This is a genomic window from Pseudomonas sp. UBA6753 (assembly GCF_002453565.1).
GTDB classification, from domain to species: Bacteria; Pseudomonadota; Gammaproteobacteria; order Pseudomonadales; family Pseudomonadaceae; genus Aquipseudomonas; species Aquipseudomonas putida_Z.
The window spans coordinates 1-14,020 of record NZ_DKHD01000037.1 but is presented as its reverse complement, the minus strand read 5'-3'; the positions used below and the strand labels follow the sequence as shown (position 1 = coordinate 14,020).

The following is a 14,020-nucleotide window of genomic DNA, read 5'->3' as shown; positions in this document are numbered from 1 at the left end:
AATGACTGCGCATGGTTTGAGGTAAATGCGGTCGAGGTGGGAGCGGGCTTGCCGGCGATGGGCTGGGCAGCAGCCCCTCAGGTCACCGGATCAGTGACGGTGACGACGGTGCTTGCCGTTGTTGTCGCCCAAGTGGTTGCCGATGGCACCACCGGCTGCGCCACCCAGGCCGGCGCCCACGGTGGAGCCGGTCTTGCCGCCTACCGCGCCGCCCAGCAGCGAGCCGCCAGCCGAGCCCAGGCCACCGCCGATGGCGGCTTCGGTACGGTTGCCCTTGCGTGCACCTACCGCACTGCCGGCTGCGCCGCCGAGGCCGGCGCCGATGGCCGCCCCCGTTTTGCCGCCGATCTGTTGACCGACAACGTTACCCAGAACACCACCCAGGCCACCGCCAATGGCGGCGGTACCGTCACCGGCGAAAGCGCCCTGGCACAGCAGCAGGCCGAGGGCAAGGGAAGGCAGAGTCAGACGCATGATACGAACCTCAAAGGAATCATCAGGTTAAGGTGCCGCGCGACGGCGGGCCAGGGTTGAAAAAGACGCTTCAGCGGTAGTAGCGGTCACCACGGTATTGACGATCGTCATCGTCGTCGTCGCGGTCATGCCGATGGTGGTGGCGATGGCCACGATCGCGATCACGGTCACGCCAGCCATCGTCGTCGTCATGGTAGCGATGGCTATGGCACCCTGCGGTGAGCAGGACAACGGCAATCAGCGAAAGGCTTGCAAGACGGGTCATCACGATATAGGTCCTTGATCCGCAAAGGTTTACGGCACACCCTCTGAGACTGGAAAGGATCCATTTGGTTTCGCTGGCAGGCAAAAATTTGTCGTGCCAGCGATGAGCGGCGGGGAAAGTGTGGAATCAGTGGGTTGGCTGAATTGCCAGCACCACACCGTTGGTGATCTGCACCAGCACGTAGCGCCCCCCCATGTTTACCCAGTGGCTTTCCTTTTCCGGCGCTGGCAGGCCCTTGGTTTTCCAGTCCTTGATTGCCTGGTCATCGCGTTTGTACTGGTCGGGTGCCTTGTCGCCGACCTTGAGCTCGCGGTTGTGGGTTTCTGGCGCGGTGATGCTTTCTTCGCCGGAGGGGGCTGCGCTGGCAGCGAGGGGCAGGCAGGGAAGGGCGGCGAACAGCAGGTAGTGCAATTTCATTACGTTCTCCTTGTGGCGGAATGCCTTATCTGCGACAGCCACCTGCGCGTGACAATTCACTCGCGATGCTTGCCAGTGCTAGAGTCGCCTTCTTTTTTACCCTGAGGATGGAACATGCGTGCGATTCTGCCGATGGCCGCGGCGCTGATGCTGGTCGGTTGTGCTTCTGCGACCATGGAAACGGCCCGCGGCGGCAAGCCGACCGCGCAGCTCGACTCGCACAAGGCGCCGGAACTGGTGGCCCAGTGCATCCAGTTCAGCTGGCAGGAAGAGAAGGTGTTCGGCGACGACGCCAGTGGTTATCTGGAGCCACGCAAGCAGGGTGGGTTCACAGTGTATACCCGTGAAGCCGAGGCGTTCGTGGATGTGTACCCGCAGGCGGGTGGGGCGCGGGTGGATTACTACGCGCAGAAGAACGACGGTGTGGCCCTGCAGCGCCGGGCGGCAGCGGCGACCTGCCTGTAACGGCTGGCGACTTGGCAGGGGCTCTGTGGGGTCGGGTGGGAGCGGGCGCGCCCGCGAACACCGGAGTAGCCGGTGCCAGCCACCGCGTTGTTTCTTCGCGGGCACGCCCGCTCCCACAGTGACCGCGCCAGCATTACAATTTTTAGCAAGGCTTTTGTGTCGCTGGGAGATTGGTGGAGGCTAGCATGAGCCCCCACGAATCAAGGAAGACACCATGGACCGCTCACTGCAACTCAACCGCGCCAGCTGGGATGAACGTGCCCCGCTGCACGCTGCTTCCAACGACTACGAAGTCGAACGGCTCGTCCAGCATCCCGAATACCTTTCCGAAACCGTACGCTTCGACCTGCCGTTGCTTGGCAATATCGACGGGCTCAACGCCGTCCACCTGCAGTGCCACATCGGTACCGATACCCTCTCGCTGGCGCGCCTTGGCGCCAAGGTCTGTGGCCTGGACTATTCCGCGGCTTCGCTGGCCGAGGCGCGGGTGCTGGCCCAGCGCTGTGCGGCACCCATCGCGTATGTCGAGTCCAATGTCTACGACGCCGACAAGGTGTTGCCGGCCGGCACGTTCGACCTGGTCTACACCGGAATCGGCGCGCTCTGCTGGCTGCCTCGCATCGAGCCGTGGGCGCGTACAGTCGCGGCCCTGCTGAAGCCGGGCGGGCGGTTGTTCCTGCGCGACGGGCACCCGATGCTGATGGCGGTCAACGAGGACCACCAGGACCGCCTGCAACTCGAATACCCGTATTTCGAGCACGAAGAACCGACGGTGTGGCACAACGACCAGACCTACGTCGAAACCGAGCAGCGACTTTCCCACACCGAAACCCACGAGTGGAACCACGGCCTGGGCGAGGTGATCAGCGCCTTGCTGGCCCACGGCCTGCAGTTGACCGCCCTGGTCGAGCACCAGAGCATCCCCTGGGAGGCGCTGCCGGGGCAGATGGTCAAGGGCGACGACGGTGAATATCGCCTGCGCGAGCAGCCCGCACGCCTGCCCCTGAGCTACACCCTGGTTGCAGTAAAAGCCTGATCAGGACAGGTAGCCACCGTCGACATTGAGTGCGGTACCGGTGGTGTAGCTGGAAGCATCGCTGGCCAGGTACAACACGGCACCGGCCATTTCCTTGGGGTCGGCCACGCGCTTGAGCGGGATCTGCTGCAGCGCGGCATTGAGGATGGCGTCGTTCTTCACCAGTGCCGAGGCGAACTTGGTGTCGGTCAGGCCCGGTAGCAGGGCGTTGCAGCGGATCCCGAACTGCGCGCATTCCTTGGCGAAGACCTTGGTCATGTTGATGACCGCCGCCTTGGTCACCGAATAGATGCCCTGGAACAGGCCGGGCGAAACCCCGTTGATCGAAGCCACGTTGATGATGCTGCCGCCACCATGCTCGCGCATCAGCTTGCCGGCCTCGACCGACATGAAGAAGTAGCCACGGATGTTCACGTCCACGGTCTTCTGGAAAGCTCCTGGGTCGGTATCCAGCACGTTGCAGAACTGCGGGTTGGTAGCGGCGTTGTTGACCAGGATGTCCAGCCGCCCGAATTGTTCGCGGATGCCGGCGAACACCTGCTGGATCTGCTCCAGCTCACCGATGTGGCAGGCCACCGCCGTTGCCTTGCCACCGGCGGCGATGATGGCGTCAGCCACCTGCTGGCAACCGTCGAGCTTGCGGCTGGACACGATCACATGGGCACCTTGCTGGGCCAACAGGTGGGCAATGGCCTCGCCGATGCCACGGCTGGCGCCGGAAACGAAGGCAATCTTGCCGTCGAGGTCGAACAGGTGGGTCTTGGACATGCTGTTTTCCTTGTTATCCGTCGTCGAGGTCGGGGCTCAGAGGCTGGACTTGGCGATGACCTGCAAGGTCATCTGCTCCAGCAAGCGGTTCATGTGGATGAACTGGGCGAAGCGCTTGTCCTGGGTCTGGCCGTGGTAATAGCGGTAGTAGATCTGCTGGACGATGCCGGCCAGGCGGAACAGGCCATAGCAATAGTAGTAATCGAAGTTGTCCAGGCAGATGCCGGCGCGCTCGGCGTAGTAATCGACGAACTGGCGGCGGGTGAGCATGCCCGGTGCGGTGCTCGGCTGGCGACGCATCAGCTGCACCGGCGCCGGGTCGTCGGCCTCGATCCAGTAGGCCAGGCTGTTGCCCAGGTCCATCAGCGGGTCGCCGAGGGTGGCCATTTCCCAGTCCAGCACACCGATGATGCGCATGGGGTTGTCGGCATCGAGGATCACGTTGTCGAAACGGTAGTCGTTGTGCACGATGCCGGGCCGCGGGTGGTCGGCGGGCATTTTCTCGTGCAGCCAGGCGGTCACCTGTTCCCAGCGCGGGGCGTCGGGCGTCAGGGCCTTTTCATAGCGGCTGGTCCAGCCCTCGATCTGGCGCTGCACATAGCCTTCTGGTTTGCCCAGGTCGGCCAGGCCGCAGGCGTTGTAGTCCACCTGGTGCAGTTCCACCAGGCGGTCGATGAAGCTCTTGCACAGGGCCTCGGTGCGGTTGGCGTCAAGGTCCAGCTCGGCTGGGATGTCCGAGCGCAGGATGATGCCCTTGACCCGTTCCATAACGTAGAACTCGCCGCCGATCAGGCTGCTGTCGGTGCAGTGCACATAGGCCTTGGGGCAGTAGGGGAAGCCGCTGTTGAGCTGGTTGAGGATGCGAAACTCGCGGCCCATGTCGTGGGCCGACTTGGCCTTCTGCCCGAACGGTGGACGGCGCAGCACGAAGTCGCGGCCCGGGTAGCTGACCAGGTAGGTAAGGTTGGAGGCGCCGCCAGGGAACTGACTGATGCTCGGCAGGCCGTCCAGGCCGGGGATGTTGGCTTTGAGGTAAGGGTCGATGACAGCCGCGTCGAGTTCTTCGCCGGGGCGTACCTGGGTGGACTGGTCGGTGAGCGTCATGCGTTTTCCTTATTCTCGATCGCAAGGACTATTGGCTAATCTAATGGTCCGCCGGGGATGGGACAAGCGTGCCAGATGCCATATAGGTGAGGGTGTTGCTGCCTGATCAACTGCCTTGATGAAGCGACTGCCCCTATCGCCGGCAAGCCAGCTCCCACAGGTACAGCGGCAACCTCGAGAGCAACGCTGTACCTGTGGGAGCTGGCTTGCCGGCGATAGGGCCCGAACAGGCGGGCAAAAAAAAACCGAAGCCGGTCAGGCTTCGGTTTTTCGATCATCCGCTATTTCCAGTCCCTCAGGACGGGAACAGCTCGCTGAGCTTCATCGACAGCATCATGTCGCCTTCAACGCGCAGCTTGCCGCCCATGAATGCCTGCATGCCGTCGGTTTCGCCGCTGACGATACCCTTCAGGGTTTCGCTGTCCATTACCAGGGTGCAGTTGGCATCCGGGTTTTCGCCTTCCTGCAGATCGCAGGTGCCGTCCTTGACGATCAGCGCGTAGTGCTTGTCTTCGTCGGTGATGTTGAAGCCGAACACCAGGTCCAGGCCGGCGGCAGCGGATGGGTTGAACTTCTCTTGCATCTTTTTGACGGCATCAGCTACGGAGGTCATGGCGCATTCCTTATAGAGTGATTTACACGTCCCCGCAGGGACACAACAAGCCGGGCTCATCGATAGGTGACAAGCTCCGGCGCCCTCAACAGCTGCACATGGGCCTGGCTGTTGAAGGAAGCCAGTGCCACGTCGCGGCCGCGGAACTTCAGCTGGCTGAGCGACGTGTTGATGATCTGCCAGTTCAGCGCGAACGCCTGGCCGGGGGTAATACGGGTAACCAGGTGGAGCAGGGCGGCAATGGTGCCGCCCGAGGTGAAGATGGCGATATTGTCGCCGCTACCGGCGGCATCCAGTACACGCTGCAGGCCGCCTTGCACGCGGGCGGTGAACGCCTGCCAGGTCTCCAGGCCATCGTCGGCATGTTCGCCATCGTGCCATCGCTGCACCATCAGTGCGAACAGGCGCTGGAACTCGCTGCGGTGCTGCGCGCCATTGCGCAGGATGTGCAGGGCGTCGGGCTCCTGCGGCAGCAGCCCGGGCAACAAGGCGCGGATCACACCATCGGCATCGAACTCATTGAATGCTGCATCGGTCTCAACAGCCGGCACCGGGCAGCCATTGGCGTGCAATGCATCCAGGGCCAGGCGCGCGGTATCCTGCTGGCGGCGCAGGTCGCCTGCCACGCAGCGGTCCAGCCTTACACCGAGCTGGGCCAGGTGCTCACCCAGGGCCTGGCTCTGGCGCACGCCCACGGGCGAGAGGACATCGTAGTCATCGGCGCCGAAGGAGGCTTGGCCATGTCGGATCAGGTAGAGGTTGCCCACGAAAGGTTCCGGCCTGTTGGAGGTTGCTGCGAGGTTAGGATGCGGCACACGGGCTGTCAACGAAAAAACATACAAGCGTTTGAAAAGGTTGTTTGAAAGGTGTTGCCAGCGTTTGCCACGGCTGGCAGCACCTCAGGCGCAACGGTATGCTTGCTACAGTTACGCGCCGTAGTGGCGCAAGTCTTTAAGGAGTCAACGTGGAGTTTCTTGCTGAATACGCAAGCTTTCTCGCCAAAACCGCCACCCTGGTCATCGCCATCCTGATAGTGCTGTCGGCCATCGCCGGGCTGCGCGGCAAGGGGCGGCGCAAATCGGGTGGGCAATTGCAGGTCACTCGCCTGAACGAGTTCTACAAGGACCTGCGCGAGCGCCTGGAATCCGGCCTGCTCGACAAGGCCCAGCTCAAGGCCCTGCGCAAGCAGCAGGCCAAGGCGGAAAAGCGGCAGAAGAAGGGCAAGGCCGAGGAAAAGGGCCGGGTCTTCGTGCTGGACTTCGATGGCGACATCAAAGCTTCTGCCACCGAAAGCCTGCGCAACGAAATCACCGCGCTGCTGACCCTCGCCACCCCGCGTGACGAAGTGGTGCTGCGCCTGGAAAGCGGTGGCGGCCTGGTGCACAGCTACGGCCTGGCCGCATCGCAGCTGGCGCGCATTCGCCAGGCCGGCATCCCGTTGACCGTGTGCATCGACAAGGTGGCCGCCAGCGGCGGCTACATGATGGCCTGCATCGGCGAGAAGATCGTCAGCGCACCGTTCGCCGTACTGGGTTCCATCGGCGTGGTGGCGCAGCTGCCCAACGTCAACCGCCTGCTGAAGAAGCACGACATCGATTTCGAAGTGCTGACCGCCGGTGAATACAAGCGCACCCTGACCGTGTTCGGCGAGAACACCGAGAAGGGCCGGGAGAAGTTCCAGGAAGATCTGGACATTACCCACCAGCTGTTCAAGGACTTCGTTGCCCGCTATCGCCCGCAGCTGCACATCGACGAAGTGGCCACCGGCGAAGTCTGGCTGGGCGTCGCGGCACTCAACCGCAAGCTGGTGGACGAGCTGCAGACCAGCGACGAGTACCTCAGCGAACGCGCGCGCAACGCCAACCTGTTCCACCTGCACTACGCCGAACGCAAGAGCCTGCAGGAGCGAATCGGCATGGCTGCCAGTGGCACCGTGGAGAACACAGTGGTGGGCTTGTGGAGTAAACTCGGCCGCCTGCGCTAACACCTTGAACCCGTTGAAATTTTTTTTCGTTCAGGGGGTTGCAAGGTTAAAGGAATGAAGACATAATGGCGCCCATCGAAACGCAGCAAACTTTGAAAAAGGTTCAGCGTTTCAAGGAGATAGCGAAGCGCAAGCTGCTAGATCCGACCTTTGAGGCCGAGTAGCAAAGTGGTTATGCTCCGGATTGCAAATCCGTCTACGCCGGTTCGATTCCGACCTCGGCCTCCACCATTCGAAAGCCCCGCAGATTAACGTCTGCGGGGTTTTTCTTTGTGGGTCGGAAAAAACTACGAGTTCCGAAACTGCAGGCACACAGATGGGATGGAGGGTCGGGTTGGTTGTGGGCCTGGTAGGTCGTGAATAGCGTTCGGATAAAGTCGCATAGTGCGCTGATGTAAGCAATTGCCTTAGAATGCTCGCCTTTCACCCCTCAAAGGAATGAATACGTGGTGAGCAATAACGCAATCTGCTGCCCGCAATGCCAAGGTCAAAACGTCCAGCTTCTGTCTATCATCCATGCTGCTGGCACTTCTCACATACAAGCAACCCACCAAGCGCAATCCCAATCTGGATTCGGACCAAGCGTGACCGTTGAAACTTCAGGTCGGCATCAGACCAATTTGGCGGCAAGCGTCGGTCCACCTCCAGGTAAGCGCTTGCTTGGCCCGGTTATCCTTACAGGGGTTGGTGCAATCATCTTGTACGATGGCCTCAAGCTTATGAACACGTTCTGGGGCGTTGATTGGACGAGGTTCTTCATAGGCGCGATATTTATCACCGTCGGTGTAATTGGATTCGTTCGCCACTGGAAATTCAACGTCGCACAGTACGACAAATTGGAAGAGTGGCGCCGCACTTGGATGTGCCACGCTTGTGGCACTCGATTCATTCCGTAAATGGTATTGAGAGGGCACCTGCGGGTGCCTTTTCTTTTCGCAGAGCTGTTCAGTATTGCGATGGAGGAGGGGAACGATGCCGGACGCTATCGTCCCATGGCATCCCTATCAGCGAACCCTTGATCAGCCGCGCCCATATGGTCTGAAACAGATCGTCCAGCATGAAAAAAACCATGTTCCATGAAACGAGGGCCGCAGCAATGCTGCGGCCACGGACGATCAAATGCTGCGTGTTACGCCGCCATCGACCCTGATGTTCTGCCCGGTGATGTAGGCCGCGCCTTCGCTAGCAAGGAACGCAATGGTCGCAGCGATTTCTTCGCTGGTGCCGTAGCGCTTGAGCGGCACGCTGTCGCGGCGTTGCTCGGTGCTCGGCAAGCTGTCGATCCAGCCAGGGAGGACGTTGTTGATGCGCACGTTATCGCCGGCGACATTGTCGGCGAAGATCTTGGTGAACGCGGCAAGGCCCGAGCGGAATACCGCAGAAGTCGGAAACAGCTCGCTGGGTTCGAACGCCCAGGCAGTGGAGATGTTGATGATCACTCCGCTCTTCTGACGCTGCATGTAAGGCGTCACCAGGCGAGTCGGGCGAATGACATTGAGCAGGTAAGTATCCATGCCCTTGTGCCAATCCTCGTCGCTGATTTCCAGGATTGGCGCGCGCGGACCATGGCCGGCGCTATTGACCAGCACATCGATACGGCCCCACTTCTGCACGACAGCGTCGACCAGGCGTTGCAGGTCTTCAACCGACTGATTGCTACCGGTTACACCAATACCGCCGAGTTCGGCAGCCAACGCCTCGCCCTTGCCCGAAGAGGAGAGAATCCCAACCTTGAAGCCGTCGGCGGCCAGGCGTCGTGCTGCCGCTGCGCCCATGCCGCTGCCACCCGCCGTAATTATCGCAACTTTTTCTACTGACATGCTGCCTCCAATCTCTCAATGCTGATTCCCAGGTGCATTCACCTTAGCAGCAGTCCCATTGGCGAGGGAGACAGCTAAACTTCACTGTTACGATAGATTAACTATCGACAGCTTGTTGCTTGAGCCAGTGTTGGACCACGCTCAATGAGTCCGGCTGTTTCATCTTGCGTGGCCAGACCAGATAAAACGACTTATCGACCTTGAGTTGCTGGGTAAAAACCTGCATCAGTCGGCCTGCGGCAATGTCATCACCGACGAACGCAGGGCTGGCCAAGGCAATGCCCTGGCCGCTGATTGCCGCTTCAATGGCCAATGAGGTCTGATTGAAGCGCAGATTTCTGGCTGTGGGTTGCAGGTGATGCGGGAACAGCTCTGCAAGGAACTGAGGCCAGAAATTATGGGCATCGTGCAACATGACGAAGTCCTGCAACTGTGCAAAGCTGGCAGGTATTTCACTGCCTTCGAATAGCCTTGGGCTGGCCACCGCAATGATTCGCTGCTCCATCAGCAGCTCGCTATTCAAACCTGCTCCGAACTCGGGCTTGCCATAGCGGACAGCGATATCCACACCATCGGTGCTGAAGTGCGACAGCCGGTCGGTTGCCAGCACACGCAAATCGATGTCTGGGTGGCTCTGCGCAAAATTGCCGAGCCTGGGAATCAGCCATTTCGAGGCGAAGGTAGGTGTAACGCTGACTGTCAGGTGAGAAGTCTGTGGCCGAAGCAGGCGTGTTGCCTCGTCGATCATGGCCAGTGCACTGCGAATGCTTCCGCTGTAGCCCAGGCCCGCATCAGTCAACGCCAAGCCACGGGGCAGGCGTTCAAACAAACGCAGATCCAGGCTCGCCTCCAACCCGCGTATCTGCTGGGCAACTGCCGCCTGGGTCACGCCCAGTTCCTCGGCAGCCACACGGAAGTTCAAGCGGCGAGCCACCACTTCAAAAACACGCAACGCGTTCAGCGAGGGCAAATCAGGGAAACCGTCTGGCATGGCAATGAAGATTCTATCGAGTTCGGCAATTGTTCTGTCTCTCTGATGCTTTCACAAGGTTGATAACCTGATCGGGCTCGAAAGATTCACTGTGCCGAGGCTACTCCCTGAAACTAGCTAAAGAAACCTGTGCCAATCGAAAGCATCACTTGGCTAGCTTGCTGAAACGTTTCTTCGTGTCTATAAAGGGGAACAACTCCAAGAAAGGCAACCTGTCATGCCCCTCCTCAAATTCTTCGTTGCTCTCGGCGCCCTGTCCGCAGCCTCCCACACCATGGCCTGGGATTACGTTCTGCTCGACACCGATAAAGCCGCCCAGAACTGGCAGATCACCAGCCAGCAACTTGGCATAAAAACCGACAAGCCCTTCAGCGTTACCTTGCGTACCTTGCACGGAGGCAGGCAAGAGGGTGTCAGCATCGTCGACATCGATAACGGTACGATGAAACTTTCGATAGTGCCGACCCGTGGAATGAACGTCTTGCAGGCGTCGGTCGGAAATGTGCGCATGGGCTGGGATTCGCCGGTCCAGGAAGTGGTCAACCCGTCCTTCATCGAGCTTAATGGGCGCAATGGCCTGGGCTGGCTGGAGGGCTTCAACGAACTGGTCGCCCGCTGCGGTTACGAATGGGTCGGCCACCCCGGCGTCGACAATGGCGAGCTGCTGACCCTGCACGGTCGGGCCGCCAACATACCTGCGAACAGAGTCACGCTGCACATCGATGAGAAACCACCATACGCCATCAGCCTGCGTGGCGAACTGAAAGAGCAGGCGTTCAAGAAGGTCGACTTCTCGGTCGTGACCGAATTGGTCACCGAACCGGGCAGCGTGATGTTCGCCCTCAACGATACCCTGACCAACAACGGCGATTATCCGAAGGAATACCAGGCGCTGTATCACAGTAACTTCAGCACCCCGTTTCTGGAGCAGGGCGCTCGGTTCGCCGCACCAGTGAAACAGGTGTCGCCGTTCAACGACAAGGCAAGGGAAGATCTGGCCGATTGGCAAACCTACCGAGCGCCCACCAAGGACTATGACGAAACGGTTTATAACGTGGTGCCGTATGCCGATGACCAGGGTAATACGTTGGCCGTGTTGCATGACAAGGCTGGCAGTCTGGGCGTTTCGGTCGGCTTCAATACTCGGACATTGCCTGTATTTTCACTTTGGAAAAATACCGATACCCAAGGCCAGGGCTATGTGACCGGGCTCGAGCCGGGGACGAGTTTTTCCTACAACCGCCGTTACCAGCGGCCACTGAACCTGGTGCCGACAATCGGACCGAAGGAACACCGGCAGTTCCACATCAGCTACAGCTTGTTGGCGGACAAGGTGGCAGTGGACAAGGCCTTGAAGCATGTTAGCGAGATTCAGGGCGGGCGTGAAACCGAGGTGCGGCAGACGCCATTGGTTGATCTGAACAAGGGATAACGCCGGTCAGGGCATGTCGGCTGATGTTGCAAAGCGGCGTCGGTTCCATGCCAACCTCGGCCTCCAGCATTCAAAAGCCCCGCAGATGAAAGTCTGTGGGGCTTTTTGTACTGGGAACCGTGCACATACCATCGTGGATAATGCGATTCAACTGTTACCGTCAACTAGTTTTCCACTTGGGCCAGAACGTGCCCACGCCGAATTGCATGTGCTTGCGTGCGTCTCGAAGTCGGAAAAACTCACTGAATGATGGGTAGGGCTTGCTTGGATAGTCGAACAGACAGCTATTCCTGCGCAGGTGAGGGGGCTGTACCGAAATGAGCGCGAAACACCTGGCATTTTTGCTAGTTGCGTTGCGCAAGTACGCTTGGCAGAGTCAAAGCCCGAGCAGTTCATAAGTGCTCATTTTAAGGAAAACCAGGATGGACGAAATAGTCGCATCAAGGGCTGGGGCGGAACGTTTAAATGGGCCTTGGTCCTCGATTCCCGAACTATGTTGGAGTGGAGCGTTTCCATGAATATAAAATTATTGTTGTTGGCTCTGATTTTGATGTTGTCAAGTGGTTGCGTTTCGGTGCGGCAGCCCAGTATTGATGGTGCTGTTGATAATGCTATTAATGATGCCTGGCCAGGTAAGGTGGTGGACAAGTCGCGACCATTCGGCGAGTACCAGTGGGTTATGTCGCATAATTCTTTTGTTACTGGTTCTTGGGTTGGTGTGACTAATCAAAGTCTTTCAATTCGAGAGCAGTTGGCCCGGGGCGTAAGAGGGCTTATGCTGGATACATATGATGATCCAGTTAAACTGTGTCATCCCAAGTGGGATTGTCAGGCGAAATTGGTTGATGTTTTGAATGTTGTGACCACCTTTTTGAGAGATAATCCGGATGCCGTAATAACTATTCATTTCGAGGACTATGCTACCAGAGCGGCCATGCAAGGTGCATTTAAAGCAGTTCCGGGCATGGCGTCTTACGTTTTCAATCCAAAAGTGCGATGGGGCGGGCGAACCGAATGGCCAACATTGCAACAAATGATTGATGCTAATCAGAGGTTGATTCTCATTACGCAAGAGTCGAAAAATGCGGGCGCTTATGAATCCAATGTCTACATGTTCAAGGATAAAGATATTACCGTCGAAAACTACTGGTCTTTAGGGAACACCATTTTCGATCACGACCTAAGCTGTAAAACACGATGGGATAGTATTCCCTTGGATACAAGGCAAGCCAGTCACAGTGATTTCAGAGGCTGGTCGCGACTTTTTGTGATGAATCACTATCATGGCTCTACCATACCTACACATAGTGCCGATGACAATGAGTTGGGCGGTAGTGTGGGGCTGTCAGATAGAATTAACAATAAGTGCAAGCCTGCAGCCAAGCGAGATCCCAATTTCATCGCGGTCGATTTTATCGAGCAGGGAGATGTTCTCGAGTACGTCGAGGCGCACAATAATGGAGGTGTGGTTGCCTATGAGGGCGACAATCTGACTCAATCCCTTGTTTGTACTTTCTCTACTGCGTTTGAGCGAACCATTAATTTGAAGGATGACGATAAGGAACGGCTTGGGTGCGAAAACGATGAGATGCGATCTCTTTCTCTGTCGGGTGTCAAAAAAGGAACCCGAATTACACTTTTTGATAACCCTGACGGCCACATGCAAGACGATTACGCGATTATCGATGTCTGAATCGCCCCTGGTTTCCTAGACACTCTCCAAGCTCAGGAAATAGCGTTTCTCATATTCTATTGGAGACAGCTGCATAGCACTGCTGTGTCGGCGTTTAGGGTTATAGAACATTTCGATGTAATCGAAAATATCACTTCGGGCTTCTTCACGGGTTGTGTAGATCTTTCGTCGGATTCGCTCCCGCTTCAAAAGCTGGAAAAAGCTCTCGGCTACGGCATTGTCGTGGCAGTTTCCCCGCCGGCGCATGCTGCTGATTACATTGTTAGCCTTCAAGAAGCTTTGCCAATCTGAGCTACTGAACTGACTACCTTGATCTGAGTGAATCATCACTTGCTGCTGTGGCTTACGTCGCCACACAGCCATCAACATTGCGTCGATAGCCAGGTCGCTGCACATCCTTGGCTTCATTGACCAACCAATTACTTGGCGTGAGAACAGATCCAGCACTACCGCCAGATAGAGCCATCCTTCATAGGTGCGGATGTAAGTGATATCTGTCACCCAGACCTTGTTCGGCTCACTGACCTTGAACTGCCGCGCGAGGTGGTTGGGCGAGGCCACTGTTGGTTTTCCACCGTAAAACCCTGGACGCCGCCGATAGCCCGTTTGCGAACGCATCCCCTCCGCCTGCATCAAGCGCCCGACTCGATTTCGTCCGCATTCCTCTCCCAGCTCACGTAGGTCATCGTGAATTTTGCGGTAGCCGTATACACCTCCGCTTTCTAGCCAAGCGTGTTTGATCAAGCCAAGCAGACGTTGATCTTCTTTTGCTCGGGCAGATTGAGGCTCGGCCAGCCAGGCGTAGTAGCCGCTGGGGTGCACCTTGAGGGTTTGGCAAAGGCGCCGCACCGGGTAATCAGTCGAGTGCTTCTTGATGAAGGCGTACTTCAGCCGCACTGCTGGGCAAAGTACGCGGCGGCCTTTTTGAAGATGTCTCGCTCTTCCGTCACGCGCTTGA

Annotated in this window: 14 protein-coding genes, 1 tRNA gene and 1 pseudogene; 6 read left to right on the top strand and 10 right to left on the bottom strand. The window is 58.3% G+C overall.

Annotation, left to right across the window (positions count from 1 at the left end; all coding sequences use genetic code 11):
- Positions 1 to 90: 90 nt before the first annotated feature.
- The 3 genes from B2790_RS16035 to B2790_RS16025 form a co-directional block, all read right to left on the bottom strand.
- Positions 91 to 474, bottom strand: coding sequence for a glycine zipper domain-containing protein (locus tag B2790_RS16035; protein ID WP_025339704.1), 384 nt, complete (start codon positions 472 to 474; stop codon positions 91 to 93).
- 70 nt (positions 475 to 544) lie between these two features.
- Positions 545 to 739 carry a hypothetical protein gene (locus B2790_RS16030; RefSeq protein WP_081742349.1) on the bottom strand — a complete coding sequence of 65 codons (195 nt, stop codon included), beginning with the start codon at positions 737 to 739 and terminating at the stop codon, positions 545 to 547.
- Between the two features lie 126 nt (positions 740 to 865).
- Positions 866 to 1,156: an RcnB family protein gene (locus B2790_RS16025; protein WP_286919201.1), complete on the bottom strand. Its 291-nt coding sequence runs from the start codon at positions 1,154 to 1,156 to the stop codon at positions 866 to 868.
- Between the two features lie 114 nt (positions 1,157 to 1,270).
- On the opposite strand from B2790_RS16025, the gene B2790_RS16020 reads away from it, so the two are divergent.
- Complete coding sequence (locus B2790_RS16020) at positions 1,271 to 1,621, top strand: hypothetical protein (protein ID WP_016498900.1); 351 nt, start codon at positions 1,271 to 1,273, stop codon at positions 1,619 to 1,621.
- A gap of 214 nt (positions 1,622 to 1,835) precedes the next feature.
- Positions 1,836 to 2,657: a class I SAM-dependent methyltransferase gene (locus tag B2790_RS16015; RefSeq protein WP_075045630.1), complete on the top strand. Its 822-nt coding sequence runs from the start codon at positions 1,836 to 1,838 to the stop codon at positions 2,655 to 2,657.
- On the opposite strand, the gene B2790_RS16010 is transcribed toward B2790_RS16015, so the two are convergent.
- The 4 genes from B2790_RS16010 to B2790_RS15995 all read right to left on the bottom strand — a co-directional run bounded on the left by B2790_RS16010 (position 2,658) and on the right by B2790_RS15995 (position 5,909).
- Positions 2,658 to 3,425, bottom strand: a complete 768-nt coding sequence (locus B2790_RS16010; protein ID WP_015270905.1) for an SDR family oxidoreductase — start codon at positions 3,423 to 3,425, stop codon at positions 2,658 to 2,660.
- 36 nt (positions 3,426 to 3,461) lie between these two features.
- Positions 3,462 to 4,529 (bottom strand): phosphotransferase family protein, encoded by a 1,068-nt coding sequence (locus tag B2790_RS16005; protein ID WP_286919200.1) that lies wholly within the window; start codon positions 4,527 to 4,529, stop codon positions 3,462 to 3,464.
- A gap of 295 nt (positions 4,530 to 4,824) precedes the next feature.
- A complete protein-coding gene (locus B2790_RS16000; protein WP_003257405.1) occupies positions 4,825 to 5,142 on the bottom strand; it encodes an SCP2 sterol-binding domain-containing protein in 318 nt (105 codons plus the stop codon).
- A gap of 56 nt (positions 5,143 to 5,198) precedes the next feature.
- Complete coding sequence (locus B2790_RS15995; RefSeq protein ID WP_075045628.1) at positions 5,199 to 5,909, bottom strand: histidine phosphatase family protein; 711 nt, start codon at positions 5,907 to 5,909, stop codon at positions 5,199 to 5,201.
- A 197-nt stretch (positions 5,910 to 6,106) separates the two neighbouring features.
- Here B2790_RS15995 and sohB point away from each other — a divergent pair, with 197 nt between their 5' ends.
- Positions 6,107 to 7,126, top strand: a complete 1,020-nt coding sequence (gene sohB, locus B2790_RS15990; protein WP_023662815.1) for a protease SohB — start codon at positions 6,107 to 6,109, stop codon at positions 7,124 to 7,126.
- 154 nt (positions 7,127 to 7,280) lie between these two features.
- Positions 7,281 to 7,354, top strand: a tRNA-Cys gene (locus B2790_RS15985).
- 887 nt (positions 7,355 to 8,241) lie between these two features.
- On the opposite strand, the gene B2790_RS15980 is transcribed toward B2790_RS15985, so the two are convergent.
- Both B2790_RS15980 and B2790_RS15975 read right to left on the bottom strand, forming a co-directional pair.
- Positions 8,242 to 8,946, bottom strand: coding sequence for an SDR family oxidoreductase (locus B2790_RS15980; RefSeq protein ID WP_286919199.1), 705 nt, complete (start codon positions 8,944 to 8,946; stop codon positions 8,242 to 8,244).
- Positions 8,947 to 9,043: 97 nt separating this feature from the next.
- On the bottom strand, positions 9,044 to 9,937 hold the full coding sequence (locus B2790_RS15975) for a LysR substrate-binding domain-containing protein (protein ID WP_286919198.1): 894 nt from the start codon (positions 9,935 to 9,937) through the stop codon (positions 9,044 to 9,046).
- A gap of 217 nt (positions 9,938 to 10,154) precedes the next feature.
- On the opposite strand from B2790_RS15975, the gene B2790_RS15970 reads away from it, so the two are divergent.
- The gene (locus B2790_RS15970) at positions 10,155 to 11,369 is read left to right on the top strand and encodes an aldose 1-epimerase family protein (protein WP_286919197.1); all 1,215 of its coding nucleotides are present in this window, start codon (positions 10,155 to 10,157) and stop codon (positions 11,367 to 11,369) included.
- Positions 11,370 to 11,883: 514 nt separating this feature from the next.
- Positions 11,884 to 13,062, top strand: a complete 1,179-nt coding sequence (locus B2790_RS15965) for a phosphatidylinositol-specific phospholipase C domain-containing protein (protein WP_286919196.1) — start codon at positions 11,884 to 11,886, stop codon at positions 13,060 to 13,062.
- Between the two features lie 15 nt (positions 13,063 to 13,077).
- Here B2790_RS15965 and B2790_RS15960 read toward each other — a convergent pair.
- Positions 13,078 to 14,020 (bottom strand): annotated as a pseudogene (locus B2790_RS15960) (IS3 family transposase); the annotation flags it as partial.

Bases quoted from the DNA above. Each gene is read 5' to 3' on its own strand.
- B2790_RS16035 (WP_025339704.1), bottom strand. From the start codon at position 474: ATGCGTCTGACTCTGCCTTCCCTTGCCCTCGGCCTGCTGCTGTGCCAG.
- B2790_RS16030 (WP_081742349.1), bottom strand. From the start codon at position 739: ATGACCCGTCTTGCAAGCCTTTCGCTGATTGCCGTTGTCCTGCTCACC.
- B2790_RS16025 (WP_286919201.1), bottom strand. From the start codon at position 1,156: ATGAAATTGCACTACCTGCTGTTCGCCGCCCTTCCCTGCCTGCCCCTC.
- B2790_RS16020 (WP_016498900.1), top strand. From the start codon at position 1,271: ATGCGTGCGATTCTGCCGATGGCCGCGGCGCTGATGCTGGTCGGTTGT.
- B2790_RS16015 (WP_075045630.1), top strand. From the start codon at position 1,836: ATGGACCGCTCACTGCAACTCAACCGCGCCAGCTGGGATGAACGTGCC.
- B2790_RS16010 (WP_015270905.1), bottom strand. From the start codon at position 3,425: ATGTCCAAGACCCACCTGTTCGACCTCGACGGCAAGATTGCCTTCGTT.
- B2790_RS16005 (WP_286919200.1), bottom strand. From the start codon at position 4,529: ATGACGCTCACCGACCAGTCCACCCAGGTACGCCCCGGCGAAGAACTC.
- B2790_RS16000 (WP_003257405.1), bottom strand. From the start codon at position 5,142: ATGACCTCCGTAGCTGATGCCGTCAAAAAGATGCAAGAGAAGTTCAAC.
- B2790_RS15980 (WP_286919199.1), bottom strand. From the start codon at position 8,946: ATGTCAGTAGAAAAAGTTGCGATAATTACGGCGGGTGGCAGCGGCATG.
- B2790_RS15975 (WP_286919198.1), bottom strand. From the start codon at position 9,937: ATGCCAGACGGTTTCCCTGATTTGCCCTCGCTGAACGCGTTGCGTGTT.
- B2790_RS15970 (WP_286919197.1), top strand. From the start codon at position 10,155: ATGCCCCTCCTCAAATTCTTCGTTGCTCTCGGCGCCCTGTCCGCAGCC.
- B2790_RS15965 (WP_286919196.1), top strand. From the start codon at position 11,884: ATGAATATAAAATTATTGTTGTTGGCTCTGATTTTGATGTTGTCAAGT.